The sequence below is a fragment of the Janthinobacterium sp. JC611 genome, from assembly GCF_018682595.1.
Classification (GTDB): Bacteria; Pseudomonadota; Gammaproteobacteria; order Burkholderiales; family Burkholderiaceae_D; genus Janthinobacterium.
In genome coordinates this window covers 226,380-241,172 of record NZ_JAFLJN010000014.1, presented here as the reverse complement: position 1 = coordinate 241,172, position 14,793 = coordinate 226,380, and the positions used below count along the sequence as shown (strand labels likewise).

The following is a 14,793-nucleotide window of genomic DNA, read 5'->3' as shown; positions in this document are numbered from 1 at the left end:
CAAATCTATCCAATTCTCACCAAATAAGGAAATCATGCGGCGCGCCCCGTGAAAAACCAAGCGACGCTTTCGCTAGAGAAACACTTTCAACATAGAAACAACAAATTACACGGGAAGATTGACTGTCTGGCCATATTGCCGCGCCCGCAGGATGGTCAGGCGGGCAATCTTGCCGGCGGCCTCAGCGCGCCGCGGCCGCCCCCGCGAACTCCGCGCGCAGCAGCGGATACAGGCGCCGGTAGCGCGCCAGGCGCTCGTCGAGCACGCCGCACGCCTGCGGCGCCACCGTTTCCTGCACGGCCGGGCGCGTGCACACCTGCGCGGGCGGCAAGCCCGTCACCGCCATCTGCGCCAGGCGCGCCGCGCCCAGGGTGCCGCCAGCCACGCCGTGGTCGTGGCGCAGCACGTGCAAGCCGGAGGCATTCGCGCACAGCTGCGCCCAGAAGCGGCTGCGCGACCCGCCGCCCACGAACGACGCTTCTTCCAGATGCGTGCCGGCGCTGCGCAGGGCCGCATTGCCGTCGGCCATGGCAAAGGCCACGCCTTCCATCACGCTGTAGGCCAGCTCCGCGCGCCCGTGTTCCGTCGACAGGCCGAAGAACACGCCGCGCGCGGACGCATCGTTGTGCGGCGTGCGTTCGCCGCTCAAATACGGCAGGAAGATGGGCGCCGTGCGCGCCTCGACGCCTTCGGCCAGGTTCACCAGTTCGCCGATGTCGGGCGACTGCGTCAGCCGCGCCACCCAGGCCAGGCTGGACGCGGCGCTGAGGATCACGCTCATCTGGTGCCAGCGCTCGGGCAGGCAATGGCAAAACGCGTGCACGCCCTGGCCCGGATTGGGCGCGAAGCCGTCGCTGCCGGCGAACAGCACGCCGGACGTGCCCAGCGACAGCAGGCCGGCGCCCGGCTCCACCACGCCCAGGCCCACGGCGGCGGCCGCGTTGTCGCCCGCGCCGCCGGCCAGCAGCACCGTGTGCGCGATGCCCCATTCCTGGCACAGCGAGGATCGCACCTGCGCGGCGCTCGCGCTGCCTTCGACCAGGCGCGGCATGTGCTCGCGCGAGAGGCCGGTGGCGGCCAGCATGCGCTCGGACCAGTCGCGTTTGGCCACGTCCAGCCACAGGGTGCCGGAAGCGTCGGACATGTCGGTCACATACTCGCCCGTCAGGCGCAAGGCCACGTAATCCTTCGGCAGCAAGACCTTGGCCGTGGCGCGGAACAGCGACGGCTCGTACTTTTGCAGCCACAGCAGCTTGGGCGCCGTGAAGCCGGGCATGGCCTGGTTGCCCGTGATGGCGCGCGACTCGGGCACCAGCGCTTCCAGCTCCACGCATTCGGCAAACGCGCGCGTGTCGTTCCACAGGATGGCGGCGCGCAGCACGTGCTGCTGCTTGTCGAGCAGGGTGGCGCCATGCATCTGGCCCGACAGCGCGATGCCGCGCAAGCCGGAAAACGCCACCGGCTGCGCGGCGCGGATGGCGGCGATGACGTCCAGCGTGGCGTGCCACCAGTCCTCGGGATTCTGTTCCGACCAGCCGGGATGGGGACTGGAGACGCGCAGCGTCACGCCGGCGCTGGCCAGGATGGCCTGGGCGTCATCGGTGAGGATGGCCTTGACTTCGGAAGTGCCGATATCGATACCGAGATAAGTCATTTGATTCCAAAAGAAAGTTAAGAATGGCCGTCGCCGGACGGCTCGGGCATGTTCATCAGCAGGCAGGAGCGGAATTTCGACGGCGACATCTGCTTGTGCGCCAAAAACTGGCGGTTGAAATTGGAGAGGTTGTTGAATCCCGTGCGGTAGCAGATATCGGTGACCTTCATGTCCGTGTTCATCAGCAGTTCGCAGGCCAGCGCGATGCGTTCCTGGTTCACGTATTGGATGAACGAGGTGCCCGTGTGCTTGCGAAAGAAGCGCGTGAATTTCAGGGTATTCATCTCCGCCACGTCGGCCACATCCTGCTCGCAGAAATCCAGGGTGATGTTTTGCTTGATGTAGGCCAGCACCAGGTTGATGGTCGACGACATGTAGCGCCCCGCCTGCGCCAGGTAGGTGACGCTGGCCAGCGGACGCCGTTCGCGGCAGTCGCACAGCTCGCCGAACAGGCGCGTAAACAGTTCGACGCGGCGCAAGCCCTGCGCCGTCGTCAATTCCTTCATCAGCGGCACCAGGCGCAGGCCCAGCGCATCGGGAAACTGCAAGCCCCTGCCCGCCTCGGCCAGCAGCGCTTTCAGGGGCGCCATTTCCGGGAACAGCAGCGCGCAACGTTCGATGAAGTCGCTGGAAAACTGCAGCACCAGATCGCGCTCGGGCAGGACCACGCCTTCCGGCAGTTCGCTGACCCAGTTGTGCGGCAGGTTCGGTCCCGTCAGGATCAGATTGCCCGCCCCGTAACTGCCGATATGGTCGCCGATAAAGAATTTGCCGCTCGACGTGATGATGAAATGCAGTTCGTACTCGGGATGAAAATGCCATTTCGCCACGGTGTGCGGAAAGCCGTGCGCCCACGCGCGAAACGATTCGTGGATCGGTTTGTGGATCAGTTCCAGGTCAGGCGTCACGGCAGTTCCCTTGCACGGTCTCGGTCCCCTATTTTAACGACTTCAGCCCGCGGCCACCGCCAGCCCGCTGTCGGCGTCGAACAGATGCATGTGTTCCTCGTCGAAGGCCAGCGCCAGGGTCTGTCCCACCTGCGCCGCGCCATTGGCCGCGTTCGCCGGCAGCAGGGCCGACAAGGTCAAGGCGCCGCACTGAAAGCTGATCAGTGCTTCGGCGCCCAGCAGCTCGACCAGGTCGATCGCGCACGCCAGGCCATGCGTGCCGGCCGGTTTCTGCGTTTGTGCCTGCGTTTTTGCCTGCGCTGGCGCCGCGCGCAAGTGATTCGGGCGCAGGCCGAAGACCACGCGCATGCCTGCCTGCAGCGCGGCGAAGCGGGGCGAAATCAATGGCCAGCGGTAGCCGGCGCACGCGAGCACCGTTTGCCCGCCCGCCTTGTCGACGACGCCATCGATGAAGTTCATGGCAGGCGTGCCGATGAAGCCTGCCGCGAACAGCGTGCGCGGATGGTTGTACAGGTCCGCCGGCGTGCCGATCTGCTCGATATGTCCGCCCTTCATCAGCACCACGCGGTCGGCCAGGGTCATCGCTTCCAGTTGGTCGTGCGTGACGTACAGGGTGGTGGTGCGCAGGCGCCGGTGCAGGCGCTTGATGTCGGCGCGCAGCTGTGCGCGCAGCTTGGCGTCCAGGTTCGACAGCGGCTCGTCGAACAGGAACACCTGCGGCGTCTTGATCATGGCGCGCGCAATCGCCGTGCGCTGCTGCTGGCCTCCCGACATGGCGCGCGGCTTGCGATCGAGCAGGCTGTCCAGGCTGAGGATGGCCGCCACCTCGCGCACGCGCCGCTCGATCTCGTCGTTCGGCACCTTCAGGCGGCGCAGGCCGAAGGCGATATTGTCGTACACCGTCATGTGCGGATACAGCGCGTAGTTCTGGAACACCATCGCCACGTTGCGCGCGCGCGGCGGCAAGTCGTTGACGATGGCGCCGCCGATGTGCAGCTCGCCGCCGCTGATGTCTTCCAGTCCCGCGATCATGCGCAGCAAGGTCGACTTGCCGCAGCCCGAAGGCCCCAGCAGGACGATGAATTCGCCGTCATCGATATCCAGGTCGAACGGCTGCAGCACGGCCGTCTTCTCGTCATACGTCTTGTGCAGCTGCCTGCAGGCGATATTTGCCATGGTTAGTCTCCCGCCAGTTCAATTTGGATCTTGACGTCGCGCGGATGGCCCTTGGCCGCTTCCTCGAACGCCTGCACGCCGTCGGCAAAGCCGAAGGTGCGCGAAATGAAGGGCTTCACGTCGATCTTGCCCGAGGCCAGCAAGGCGATGGCGCGCGGGAAGATGTTCGCGTAGCGGAACACGGATTCGATGCGCACTTCCTTGGCCTGGATGGCGACGATATCGAAGGGGACGTTCTCCGGCGGCATGCCGACCAGCACCAGGCAGCCGTTCGGACAGAGCAGGTCGACGATGTGGTCGTAGGCGCGCATGCTGCCGCTCGCTTCGAAGACGATGTCGGCGCCCCAGCCATCGGTGGAATCGCGCACCGTGTCCGCCAGGCTGGCCTGGCGCACGTCGACCGTGGTCACGGCGGGGTTATCGGCGAACAGGGCCAGTTTTTCCGGCACCAGGTCGGCCAGGATCACGCGCGAGCAGCCGCCCGCCAGCGCGGCCAGCGCATTCATGGCGCCGATGGTGCCGGCGCCGATGACCACCGCCACGTCGCCCGGCTTGATGGCCGCCTTCTTGGCCGCCTGCAGGCCGATGGCCAGCGGCTCGACGATGGCGCCTTCGCCGAAGCTGACATTATCCGGCAGCTTGAAGGTGAACGCGGCCGGATGCACGACGTACGGCGTGAGGCAGCCGTGGATGGGCGGCGTGGCCCAGAAACGCACGGCCGGGTCGAGGTTGTACAGGCCGCGCATGGTGGCGGGCGAATCGAACTGCGGCACGCCTGGCTCCATGCAGACCCGGTCGCCCACTTTCAGGTGCGTGACGTCCGCGCCCACTTCCGCCACCACGCCGGACGCCTCGTGGCCGAGCACCATAGGCGCCTCGACGGCGAAGGGGCCGATCCTGCCATGTTTGAAGTAGTGCACGTCGCTGCCGCAGATGCCCACGGTATGAATCTTGATCTTCACATCGCGCGGGCCGACGGCGAGCGGCACGTCGATGTCGCGCAGGGTGATGGAATGCGCGTGTTCCAGTACGAGTGCTTGCATGATGGGAGTCCTTATTTATGTTTGAGCATGGAGTTGAGCAGCCGTCCCAGGATGCCGACGAACAGCAGCGGCGGCAGCGCCAGCAGCACGGTGGAGGCGTTCACCACGCCCCACGGCACTTCCTGGCCCATCGACGTGAAGGCCGACGCCACCACGGGCAGGGTCATGCTTTTCGAGGAGGTGAGCGCCAGCGCGATCATCAGTTCATTCCAGACCAGCACGAAGCTGAAGACGATGCCGCCCATCAGGGTCTTCGAGGCCACCGGCAGGGCCACGTGCCAGAACACCTGGTAGGGGCCGTAGCCGTCGAGCGCGGCCGCTTCCTCGATCTCCTTCGGGATGCGGGCAAAGGCGGGAATCGACAGCCAGATGATGGTCGACAGGGTCACCAGCAGATACGTCACCACCATCGACAGGCGCGAGTCGTACAGCCCCAGGTCGATCCAGATCGAGATCAATGGAATGGCCACGGCAACGGGCGGCAAAAAGCGCAGCGACAGCAGGAAGAACTGGATATCCTTCTTGGCCGGGATCGGGTAGCGGGCGATCGCATACGCGGCCGGCACGCCCAGCACGGCGCCCAGCAAGACGGCCACGCCGACGATGGCCACGCTGTTGCCCAGGCCCGTCAGCACTTCCGGGCTGGCCAGCACCTGCTGGTAGTTGGCCAGGGTCGGGCTGAAGAAAAAGCGCGGCACGGGCGTGACGATGTCCATCAGCTCCTTGAAGGAATTGAGCACGGCCCACAGGATGGGGAACAGCGCCACCAGCACGATGAGGGTCGTGATGGCGGTGGTGGTGACGGCGCCAAGGCCGCGCGTAACAGTCAGTTTTCCCATTTGGCGACCCGCTTCCAGAGTAAGGTAAAGATGACAGTCGTCGCCAGCATCATCAGCACGGCCATGCTGGACGCGTACGACACCTTGCCCATCAGGCCGATGCCTTGCGCATACGCGTACATGTCCAGCGTTTCGGTGGAGATGCCGGGGCCGCCCTTGGTCATCACGTAAATCAGGTCGAACGAACGCAGCGACTCGACCATCTTGATGAACACGAGGCTCATGATGGGTACCTTCAGCATGGGCAGCGCAATGTACGCATACACCTGCAGCGTGCTGGCGTAGTCGAGGCGCGCCGCTTCCAGCGGTTCGGCGGGCAGGGTTTCCAGCAGTTTCAGGATGACGGCGCCGAAGAACAGGCCCCACTGCCAGATATCGACCAGCGCCACCGCGTACAGGGCCGTGGCGGGGTCGGACAGCAAGGCCGTGCCGCCCAGGCCCACGCATTCCAGCAGCCAGTTCAAAATACCCATCAACGGCGAATACATGAACTTCCAGATGAAGGCGGCCGACACGCGCGGCAGCAGCACGGGCACGATCAGCAGCAGCGCGATGACGTCACGGGTGCGTCCCTTGACTCTCTCGAACAGGAACACGGCCAGCAGCACGCCGACGATCAGCGAGCCGGCCACGGTGACGACTTCCCAGATGGCCGATACCTGCACGGCATTGACGAAGCGGCGGTCGCCGAACAGGCGGAGAAAATTGGCAAAGCCGACGTAGTCGCTGTCGCTGTAGCGCAGCACGCGGTTTTGCAGGGCCAGGTTGATGGCGGCGATGCTGGGCACCAGGCCCAGTATCAGCAGGATCAGCAGCGGCAGCGTCAGAAAGACGGCCGGCAGCCAGGTGTGGCGTTTTTGACGGATGGAATGCGGCATAAAAATAGGCTTTCAGGCTCGTTAGCGTAAATCCGGGGTCAGACCCGACGGGGGATTGAGCCCCAGTGGGGCCCAATCCGATCGCAAAGCGACTGACCCCTGGTTTTAGCTGGTGGAGTTGTTGGCGATAAGGGCTTATTTACGCTTGCTGGCCCGCTGCATCACTTCCGTCGCGTACTCATTCGCCTCATCAAGCGCGCTCTGCACGTCGCCGCGCGTGCCGGTAAACACCTCTTCCAGCACCACGCCCAGGTTGTCGCCGATGTCCGGCCACTCGGGGCTGGGCCAGATGGTGACGCGCGAGACGGGCGTGGTGTCCGTCAGGCCCGCCTGGATCTGCGGCTTGACGTGCTTGCGGAAGTAGTCGCTGGCGATGGTGCTGCTGCGGTTGTAGTCGCTGAAGACGTTGTCCTTCAGGCGCGCCTGTTCCTGTTCCTTGCCGGTGGCCCAGGCGATGAACTTGCCGGCCGCCTGGCGCGTGCATTCATCCCTGGCGCCCGTGGCGGAGATGGCCAGGCCATGGCCGTAGGCGGCCGACGCCAGCGGCGCGGGTGGGCGCACATAGCCGACCTTGTCGACCACCGCGGATTTTTTCGGGTCTTCCATCCAGTCGGCGAACGGCGTCGACTCGATCATGAAGGCCACCTTGCCCGACCTGAATGCTTCGAGCGCGTTGCTCCAGTCGTAGGTGGCGCCGCCAGGCGGCGAATACTTGAACAGGTCGCGGTACAGGGTCGTCGCCTTGACGGCCTGCGGCGAATTGAAGGTCGGTACGCCATCCTTTTCCCACTTGCCGCCGGCGGCCAGCATGAACGGCGACCAGCGCCACACATTCATGCCCGAGCCGCGCTGCCCGCGCGCCGCCCAGCCATACACGTTCGGCGGACTATTGAGCTTCTTGACGGCGGCGACCAGTTCGTCGAGCGTCTTCGGCACGGCGATGCCGGCCTTTTCCAGCAGGTCGCGGCGATAGAACAGGAAGTCGCTGCCGCCGATCAGGGGCGCGAAATACGCCACGCCCTTGTACGAGGCGACGGCGCGGCGACCGGGCAGGAAGTCATCGTAGTCGGCGTCCTTGGGCAGGTATTTGAGCAGCGGAACGACCCAGCCGGCCGTGGCAAATTCGGCCACGTTGGCTTCGTCGATGTAGTAGATCTGGTAGGAACCGGCCTTGGTGGAAGCGTCGAGGCGGGCCTTGGAGCGGCGGTCGTTTTCGCCGAAATAGCTGATTTGTACCTTGGTGCCGTTTTTCTTTTCATACTCGGCCAGGGTCTTTTCCATCACGGTCAGACCCAGGCTTTTCTGCGCCAGCACCTTGATCACCGGCACCGAGCAGCTTTGCGCCGAGGCGTCGGCAAACCCGGCGGACATAAGTGCGCCCCATGCAACAGCAGTCATGATTTTCATAACACGTCTCCATTTTTATAGTCCGGCGGTTTTCCACCGGTGAATCCACTATAAAAACAAAGACGGCCTGCCACCACTACAAAAGGCGCGGGTTTCTAAATACTTTTTTTCAGCCGTTCCTCACCTGCTGGCGGATCGTCAAGAGCCAAGATGTCCTCATTTTCTCGAGGACTCACACTTCAGGCAAGACACGCCGACAAGGTGCGCCGAGAAATTCTTGTATCGCTTTCGCTACGTTCTCCAGATCACGAAGCTCGCACTCCCACACGACCATGACATCCCATCCAGATTGACGCAAGGCATCGACTGCTCGTGCATCGCGTAACTTATTACCGCTCAATTTTGAGTCCCAAAAATCGATTCGTGACTTAGGCATGCGAGCCAAATCACAACCCTCATGCCGGTGCCAAAAACATCCATGTACGAAGATGACTTTTTTCCTGCGAGGAAACGTCAAATCGGGAGATCCCGGCAGATTCTTGACATGAATTCGATAGCGATATCCAGCTGCGAACACCAGCTTTCGAACCAACAGCTCTGGCCCAGTGTTTTTGCCTTTAACCCGTGCCATCACTCTGCTACGCGATGGCTGATCTAGAGTGTCAACCATAATGCACCTCATGAAACCGTGCAAAAATAGTGCCGTTCCTGGCATTTTCAATGGGTAGTTTGAGTCACAACAAATCAGCCCATTGAGCACTGTACAAAAACACAGTAAAATGAGGTCTACAGAAAGATGGGCATTGAGGCATATGGCGTTCAGCTACCTCCTTCGGTTTGTTCCTCTTGTGTTCATTGCTTTATACTGCTGCACTACTTAAATGTATCCACACAGAAGTTGCTATACACACCATCACATGCAGACGAGAGTGGCAGTTGCCACCCTACAATGTCAGGTTACGATCAACCACATCGATTCAATAATGTACCGAAGAAGCAGCAGCGTTTCAGCCACCCAAAATGACCATGTATAACACGCCCGCCCTCTTAGTCCCTTCAGACACACTAGTGACAAATGCTCGTACCATTGAGTCAATTGAACTATTCGCAGGGGCGGGAGGACTGGCGCTTGGTTTTTCCAGCAATGATGTTCAGCATCGCGCAGTTGTCGAATGGAACAGCCATGCGTGCAATACCTTGCGCAATAACAAACTTCAGCAGGTGGAACCGATCAGTCATTGGCCTGATGTCATAGAAGGCGACGTACGTGATTTTAACTATACAAGTCATATCAATATCGATCTAATCACCGGAGGTCCACCATGCCAACCTTTTTCCATGGGTGGGAAGCACGGCGGATTTCTCGACGAGAGAGATATGTTCCCGCAAGCGATACGTGCTGTCCGAGAGGCCCGGCCGCGCGCGTTTACCTTTGAAAATGTACAAGGTCTAAAACGTGCGGCATTCGCCGACTACTTCAACTACATCCTTCTGCAACTTGAATTTCCATCACAAATTTCCAAAACGAAAGAGCTGTGGACAGAACACTTGGCAAGGCTGCAAACATACAAGGCCAAGGGGGCGCCGAGCGAATATCATGTCTATCACCGTCTGGTCAATGCCGCCAATTATGGTGTTCCGCAAAAGCGTATGCGTATCTTTTTCGTTGGTTTCAGGGCTGATGTTCACAAGCCTTGGGACTTTCCAGCTGAAACACATAGTAGCGATGCGCTGGTGCTGACAAAATGGGCAAACGGGAGCTACTGGGAACGTCACCGCGTCGCATCCAAGAAGCGTCCGCCGCGGCCCGAAGGCATAGATAAAAAGATCCAAAAAATTCTAGATGCTGATGACGGCGCAAACATGCTTGCCTGGCAAACCGTCAGAGACGCTATCTCAGATCTCCCCGACCCTGAGAGATCCTCCACAAAGGAATTGGAGTTGACGCAAGCACATCGCTTTCAGCCAGGCGCAAGAGCTTACGCCGGGCATACAGGAAGCCCGATTGATGAACCAGCAAAGGCACTCAAAGCAGGTGACCATGGGGTTCCTGGAGGTGAAAATATGCTACGCCGCACTGACGGCTCAGTTAGGTACTTTACTGTCAGGGAATCAGCACGTATTCAGACCTTCCCTGACAATTTCATATTTGAAGGTACATGGTCTGAGACCATGCGCCAGCTAGGCAACGCCGTTCCTGTAAAGTTAGCGGCAGTAATGGCACGCAGTGTATGCGCACTTCTGCGAGAGTAAAAGTGGATCCCAGCATGGCGGGAAGAATGCAAGAGGTGCACCAAAAGCCCCTGCCCTTCCGCCATATTTTAAAGAATAAATCCGAGTCAAAAAAATCGCGCCACTACTCTGAAGGGGGCATGACCTCGGCGGCTACCTGATCGAACAAAGCATCACCTTTTGCAGGAGTAAAGAAACGCTCCCGGTTAATCTGGCGCATATCGGCCATGATCCGCTCAAAAATTTGATGGACATCTGTGTAAGGCGTATGTACTGACAAGTGACCAGCAATTTGCTCATTGATCACCTCGATCGATTTCTGGTTCTCAAAAGTTCTATCCGCCCATTCTCGTCCTGGATGCATGGTATCCCAGGGTGAGCGCTTATTGACACGCGTATCGGAACTGTCTCCATGCTTCCCAAGACCAAAGCAGATCTTCGTCTCCGAGTTCCAGATCGGCTTGAAAAAGTTGATCAAGTAATCTTCGGCCGACTTTTGATACCCGCTTTGCACAATCAAAAAACGACATTCAAAATCTTCAATTTTCAGTGTAGTAGTTGCTTTTCGAATACTGCGGGCATGTTCATTGAGTCGTGCCGATAGCTTTGTTCCTTGAGTTACAGCATCCTTGGCGCCTTGTCGATCAGGGTCAGCTTTTCCCACGTAGATAGGATGATCAGTATCTTTCAATGGTAAGTAAGGTGAAAAATCGCCTCGATAATAGATCGCATACACCCCGGCACCATAGAATTCAGGGATAGCCGCCAACGAATGCCTTTCCTGCGCAACCATGGTCAAGGCCACTACCCTGCCAGCGGTGTTAGGATCGGATGGATCGAAAATCGATTCCGGACGCCAAACGGGGTCCAACCTTTCCGTGGTCGCCTTGATCTCAGACACCGCCCGCTCTAGTTCCAAACGGATTTTTTTGACACTACGGGCATCAGTACCTGCGTCAACATTGGCTATTCGACTGGCTAGATCTTGCAATTCAATAAGCATAGTTTCGAGAGGTGGAACGACTTTTTTACTTGTGGCCATCTATTTCCTTACCCTATTCAATATTTACGTTCACCCTACGAAAACTGGCGAAAATCCTTACGGTAGACATTCGTATCCTTGCCATCCGGCTGGCGGCGCGTAAAGCGCTCGAAGCGCAGACCCAGCTTGTTGAGCAGATTGATCGACGCCTGGTTTTGCAGCGAGGTGATGCCGTACAGGGTGGGCAGGCGCAGCACGTGCTGCGCATGCCGCACGATGGCGGCCGCCGCCTCGTAGGCATAGCCCTGGCCCCAGTAGGCGGGGCGCACGGCATAGCCGATATCGGGGCCGGGCAGGCTGTCGCGGCGTACCAGACCGGCCATGCCGACAGGCGCGCCGTCGCTGCGGCGTTCGACGATGTACAGGGAATAGCCATGCTCGCGGAACTGCGCCATCGGTCCCGTTTCCAGTGCCGCGCGGGCCGCCTCCAGGGTGTGGATATTGCGCTGGCCGATGTTGGCGATCCAGGACGGGTCGTTGACCAGTTCCATGTAGAACGCCGCATCGTCGGGCGTGACCGTGCGCAGGCGCAGGCGCGGCGTCTCGCAGATGGTGATGGCGCCGCTCATGCCGGCCACTGCATCGGGTCGGTCAGCAACTGGTACATCACGTAGGCGTCGACATAACCGAGCTGCGCGTGGCGGTAGGCCAGCGGCAGGGTGGCGACCACCGTGAAGCCCAGCTTTTTCCACAGGGTGACGGCGGCCAGGTTGGTGCTGACGACGAAGTTGAACTGCATCGCCAGGTAGCCCGCGCGGCGCGCCTCCTCCATGCAGTGCACGCCCAGCAAACGGCCCACGCCGACGCCCTGCGCGGCCGGATCGACCATGAACGAGGCATTGGCCACGTGCGATCCATGGCCCTGCTGGTTCGCCACCAGCTTGTACATGCCCAGCAGACGCTCGCTGCCCATCACGGCGACAAAGCTTTGCACGCCGGGGCCGAACCAGTAGGCGCGGCACGCTTCGCGCGTGGTATCGGCGGGGAAGGTATAGGTGTCGCCAGCGGCCACCAGGACCTGGAAGATGGCCCACATGGCGTCGAAGTCGGCTTCGTTGGCCGGGCGGATGTCAATTTCTTTCAAGGCGCTGCTCCCGATAACAAGTGATGGCCGATTGTATCAGCGCCCCAGGCGGAAATTCACGCTGTCCGGCCGCCCCGCCAGGTGCAGACGCGCACTGGCGCGCGGCGACTCGCTGACGACCTGCCCGCGCCGCAGCACCAGGCGCCGCGCCGCGCGCAGGCGCAGCGCCTCCACCGTGGAGCCGCAATCGAGGATCAGCAAGTCCGCATGGCAGCCTGGCGCGATGCCGTAGCCATCCAGGCCCAGGATGCGCGCCGGCGTTTCCGTCACGGCCAGGAAGCAGTCGTGCATCGCTTGCTGGCCCGTCATCTGCGCCACGTGCATGCCCATGTGCGCCACTTCCAGCATGTCGCCCGAGCCGAGGCTGTACCACGGGTCCATCACGCAGTCGTGGCCAAAGGCGACGGGGATGCCGGCGGCCAGCATCTCGGGCACGCGCGTCATGCCGCGCCGCTTCGGATACGTATCGTGGCGCGCCTGCAGGGTGATGTTGATGAGGGGATTGGCGATGGCCGCCACGCCCGCCTCGCGGATCAGGGGCAGCAGTTTGCTCACATAATAATTGTCCATCGAATGCATGGACGTCAGGTGCGAGCCCGTCACCCTGCCCTGCATGCCGAGGCGCTGGCTGTGGAAGGCCAGGGTTTCGATATGGCGCGACAGCGGGTCGTCCGACTCGTCGCAATGCATGTCGACCATCAGACCGCGTTCGCAGGCGAATTCGCACAGCAGGCGCACGGATTCGGCACCATCGGCCATGGTGCGCTCGAAATGCGGGATGCCGCCCACCACGTCGACGCCCATGGCGATGGCGCGCTTCAGATTGTCGAAGGCGCCGGGACTGCGCAGAATGCCGTCCTGCGGAAACGCCACCAGCTGCAGATCGAGATACGGCGCCACCTGCCGCTTGACGTCGAGCAGCGCTTCGACGGCCAGCAGGCGCGGGTCGCAGATATCCACGTGCGAGCGGATGGCCAGCAAGCCGCGCGCCACGGCCCAGTCGCAATACTGCAGGGCGCGCGCCACCAGGGCGTCCTGCGTCAATTGCGGCTTGAGTTCGCCCCACAGGGCGATGCCTTCGAGCAGGGTGCCGGAGGCGTTCACGCGCGGCAAGCCATAGCTGAGCGTGGCGTCCATGTGGAAGTGGGCGTCGACGAACGGCGGCGTGACGAGGTCGCCGGCGGCGTCGATCTCTTGCGCGCCCGTCACGGGCAAGGCGGGAGCGACGGCGGCGATGCGGCCACCCTCGATGGCGATATCGATGGCGCGGCGCCCGTCGGGCAGGCTGGCATTGCGGATGACAAGGTCCATGCGGACACTCCTTCGGTTGACTACGGTATCTGGTGCTTCCAATAGATTGTCATCTTCTTTTTTCAAGGATGCTGCGGTGCATGAATATTGTCACTGGCAAAAGCGTAGCCATAGATTCGCTGACAACACCTTGCGCGTGCACAAACTTCCCGCAAATTCTGCCAGGCCCATGAATGCGGCGTGTGCGCGCCAGGCACGCGGCGCACGCCCTTGAGAAAATAGCTTTCAACTAACTCGAATCACCGCTAGAATATTCATATTGCGTTGCATCATAAACAGTCCATGTTCAGCACCTAGCACGCTACCCACTTTACAAAACGCGGCCAACTCTGGTTTTCGGGATTTTGCAGAGCGTTTTGCCAGCATTTTAATCCGTACAAAGGAGTAAATATGTTTCCGCTTCCTGAACAATTTTCCAGTGCCGCCAAGTCGCAACTGGAAAACCAGCTGCAAATCTTCAGCGCCCTGACCAGCAAAGTCTTCGAAAGCGCCGAGAAAATCATCGCCCTGAACCTGAACGCCGGCAAGGCCGCCCTGTCGCACACGGCGGAAACGGCGCAGCAGCTGCTGGTCACGCAGGACCCGCGCGACTTCTTCAGCTACAGCACCAGCCAGGCGCAGCCCAGTATCGAGAGCGTACTGGCCTACAGCCGCCAGCTGTTCGGCATCGCCTCGAGCACCCAGGCGGAATTGCTGGCCTCGGCCAAGGCGCGCCTCGATGCGACCACCCCGGCCGTCGCACCCGCCCCTGCTCCTGTCGCGGCCAAGCCTGCGCTGGCCGCGGTAGCTGCGCCTGTAGCTGCGCCAGCACCAGCGCCCGCGCCAGCAGCGGCACCTGCCCCCGTTGGCGCCAAGCCTGCCGAAGTGGCCAAGCCTGCCGCCAAGGCGGCACCCGCCCCCGTTGCCGCCTCCGCCCCCGCAGCCAAACCACAAACAGCGCCCGCCAAGGTTGCCGAGAAGGCCGCCGACAAGCCCGCCGTGAAAGCGGCCGAAGCCAAACCGGCTGCCAAATTGGAAGCCAAGCCTGAAGCGGCCAAGCCCGCACCGGCGCCTGCGAAAGCCGCCGCGCCGGCACCGGCCAAGCCGGCCGCGAAACCATTTCCTTCGAGCAAACCAGCCACCAAGCCGGCCAGCGCCGCCGGCAAGACCGTGGCCAAGGCCGCCCCCAAGGGCGCGCCGTCGAAACAGCTCGACATGCTGGGCGGTGGCAAAGGCAGCGGCCGCAAGTAAGCCGCGCGCGCCGCGCTGACGCAGCAACACAACGGGCTACGGCCCGTTT

At 61.5% G+C, this 14,793-nt stretch carries 14 protein-coding genes; 2 read left to right on the top strand and 12 right to left on the bottom strand.

Going from position 1 to position 14,793, the window contains the following annotated elements; all coding sequences use genetic code 11:
* Positions 1–181 precede the first annotated feature (181 nt).
* The 8 genes from xylB to J0O65_RS10310 form a co-directional block, all read right to left on the bottom strand.
* Positions 182–1,654 (bottom strand): xylulokinase, encoded by a 1,473-nt coding sequence (xylB, locus tag J0O65_RS10345; RefSeq protein ID WP_215406471.1) that lies wholly within the window; start codon positions 1,652–1,654, stop codon positions 182–184.
* A gap of 17 nt (positions 1,655–1,671) precedes the next feature.
* Positions 1,672–2,562, bottom strand: coding sequence for an AraC family transcriptional regulator (locus tag J0O65_RS10340; RefSeq protein WP_152250393.1), 891 nt, complete (start codon positions 2,560–2,562; stop codon positions 1,672–1,674).
* Between the two features lie 42 nt (positions 2,563–2,604).
* Positions 2,605–3,738 carry a sn-glycerol-3-phosphate ABC transporter ATP-binding protein UgpC gene (locus tag J0O65_RS10335; protein ID WP_215406469.1) on the bottom strand — a complete coding sequence of 378 codons (1,134 nt, stop codon included), beginning with the start codon at positions 3,736–3,738 and terminating at the stop codon, positions 2,605–2,607.
* A 2-nt stretch (positions 3,739–3,740) separates the two neighbouring features.
* Positions 3,741–4,781, bottom strand: a complete 1,041-nt coding sequence (locus J0O65_RS10330) for an NAD(P)-dependent alcohol dehydrogenase (protein WP_215406467.1) — start codon at positions 4,779–4,781, stop codon at positions 3,741–3,743.
* An 11-nt stretch (positions 4,782–4,792) separates the two neighbouring features.
* Positions 4,793–5,620 carry a carbohydrate ABC transporter permease gene (locus J0O65_RS10325; protein WP_152250396.1) on the bottom strand — a complete coding sequence of 276 codons (828 nt, stop codon included), beginning with the start codon at positions 5,618–5,620 and terminating at the stop codon, positions 4,793–4,795.
* A complete protein-coding gene (locus tag J0O65_RS10320) occupies positions 5,608–6,498 on the bottom strand; it encodes a carbohydrate ABC transporter permease (protein ID WP_215406465.1) in 891 nt (296 codons plus the stop codon). The genes J0O65_RS10325 and J0O65_RS10320 overlap by 13 nt, the downstream gene beginning before the upstream one ends.
* A 135-nt stretch (positions 6,499–6,633) precedes the next feature.
* A complete protein-coding gene (locus tag J0O65_RS10315; protein WP_215406463.1) occupies positions 6,634–7,905 on the bottom strand; it encodes an ABC transporter substrate-binding protein in 1,272 nt (423 codons plus the stop codon).
* A 172-nt stretch (positions 7,906–8,077) separates the two neighbouring features.
* Positions 8,078–8,515 carry a very short patch repair endonuclease gene (locus J0O65_RS10310; protein ID WP_215406461.1) on the bottom strand — a complete coding sequence of 146 codons (438 nt, stop codon included), beginning with the start codon at positions 8,513–8,515 and terminating at the stop codon, positions 8,078–8,080.
* A 350-nt stretch (positions 8,516–8,865) separates the two neighbouring features.
* Here J0O65_RS10310 and J0O65_RS10305 point away from each other — a divergent pair, with 350 nt between their 5' ends.
* The gene (locus J0O65_RS10305; RefSeq protein WP_251373635.1) at positions 8,866–10,098 is read left to right on the top strand and encodes a DNA cytosine methyltransferase; all 1,233 of its coding nucleotides are present in this window, start codon (positions 8,866–8,868) and stop codon (positions 10,096–10,098) included.
* A 103-nt stretch (positions 10,099–10,201) separates the two neighbouring features.
* Here the strand turns inward: J0O65_RS10305 and J0O65_RS10300 are convergent, their stop codons facing one another.
* The 4 genes from J0O65_RS10300 to J0O65_RS10285 are packed head-to-tail and all read right to left on the bottom strand — an operon-like array spanning position 10,202 to position 13,514.
* Positions 10,202–11,119 (bottom strand): Eco29kI family restriction endonuclease, encoded by a 918-nt coding sequence (locus J0O65_RS10300; RefSeq protein ID WP_215406459.1) that lies wholly within the window; start codon positions 11,117–11,119, stop codon positions 10,202–10,204.
* Between the two features lie 35 nt (positions 11,120–11,154).
* Complete coding sequence (locus tag J0O65_RS10295; RefSeq protein ID WP_251373634.1) at positions 11,155–11,688, bottom strand: GNAT family N-acetyltransferase; 534 nt, start codon at positions 11,686–11,688, stop codon at positions 11,155–11,157.
* Positions 11,685–12,203: a GNAT family N-acetyltransferase gene (locus tag J0O65_RS10290; RefSeq protein ID WP_215406457.1), complete on the bottom strand. Its 519-nt coding sequence runs from the start codon at positions 12,201–12,203 to the stop codon at positions 11,685–11,687. Before J0O65_RS10290 ends, J0O65_RS10295 begins: the two co-directional genes overlap by 4 nt.
* Positions 12,204–12,239: 36 nt before the next feature.
* Positions 12,240–13,514: an amidohydrolase family protein gene (locus J0O65_RS10285; protein WP_215406455.1), complete on the bottom strand. Its 1,275-nt coding sequence runs from the start codon at positions 13,512–13,514 to the stop codon at positions 12,240–12,242.
* 390 nt (positions 13,515–13,904) lie between these two features.
* Between J0O65_RS10285 and J0O65_RS10280 the strand changes: the two genes are divergently transcribed.
* Entirely contained in the window at positions 13,905–14,744 is an 840-nt protein-coding gene (locus J0O65_RS10280) for a phasin family protein (protein WP_215406453.1), read from the top strand.
* The last annotated feature ends 49 nt before the right edge of the window (positions 14,745–14,793 follow it).

Excerpts from the sequence above, each read along its gene's own strand:
- xylB (WP_215406471.1), bottom strand. The coding sequence starts at position 1,654 with ATGACTTATCTCGGTATCGATATCGGCACTTCCGAAGTCAAGGCCATC.
- J0O65_RS10335 (WP_215406469.1), bottom strand. The coding sequence starts at position 3,738 with ATGGCAAATATCGCCTGCAGGCAGCTGCACAAGACGTATGACGAGAAG.
- J0O65_RS10330 (WP_215406467.1), bottom strand. The coding sequence starts at position 4,781 with ATGCAAGCACTCGTACTGGAACACGCGCATTCCATCACCCTGCGCGAC.
- J0O65_RS10325 (WP_152250396.1), bottom strand. The coding sequence starts at position 5,620 with ATGGGAAAACTGACTGTTACGCGCGGCCTTGGCGCCGTCACCACCACC.
- J0O65_RS10320 (WP_215406465.1), bottom strand. The coding sequence starts at position 6,498 with ATGCCGCATTCCATCCGTCAAAAACGCCACACCTGGCTGCCGGCCGTC.
- J0O65_RS10315 (WP_215406463.1), bottom strand. The coding sequence starts at position 7,905 with ATGAAAATCATGACTGCTGTTGCATGGGGCGCACTTATGTCCGCCGGG.
- J0O65_RS10310 (WP_215406461.1), bottom strand. The coding sequence starts at position 8,515 with ATGGTTGACACTCTAGATCAGCCATCGCGTAGCAGAGTGATGGCACGG.
- J0O65_RS10305 (WP_251373635.1), top strand. The coding sequence starts at position 8,866 with ATGACCATGTATAACACGCCCGCCCTCTTAGTCCCTTCAGACACACTA.
- J0O65_RS10300 (WP_215406459.1), bottom strand. The coding sequence starts at position 11,119 with ATGGCCACAAGTAAAAAAGTCGTTCCACCTCTCGAAACTATGCTTATT.
- J0O65_RS10295 (WP_251373634.1), bottom strand. The coding sequence starts at position 11,688 with ATGAGCGGCGCCATCACCATCTGCGAGACGCCGCGCCTGCGCCTGCGC.
- J0O65_RS10285 (WP_215406455.1), bottom strand. The coding sequence starts at position 13,514 with ATGGACCTTGTCATCCGCAATGCCAGCCTGCCCGACGGGCGCCGCGCC.
- J0O65_RS10280 (WP_215406453.1), top strand. The coding sequence starts at position 13,905 with ATGTTTCCGCTTCCTGAACAATTTTCCAGTGCCGCCAAGTCGCAACTG.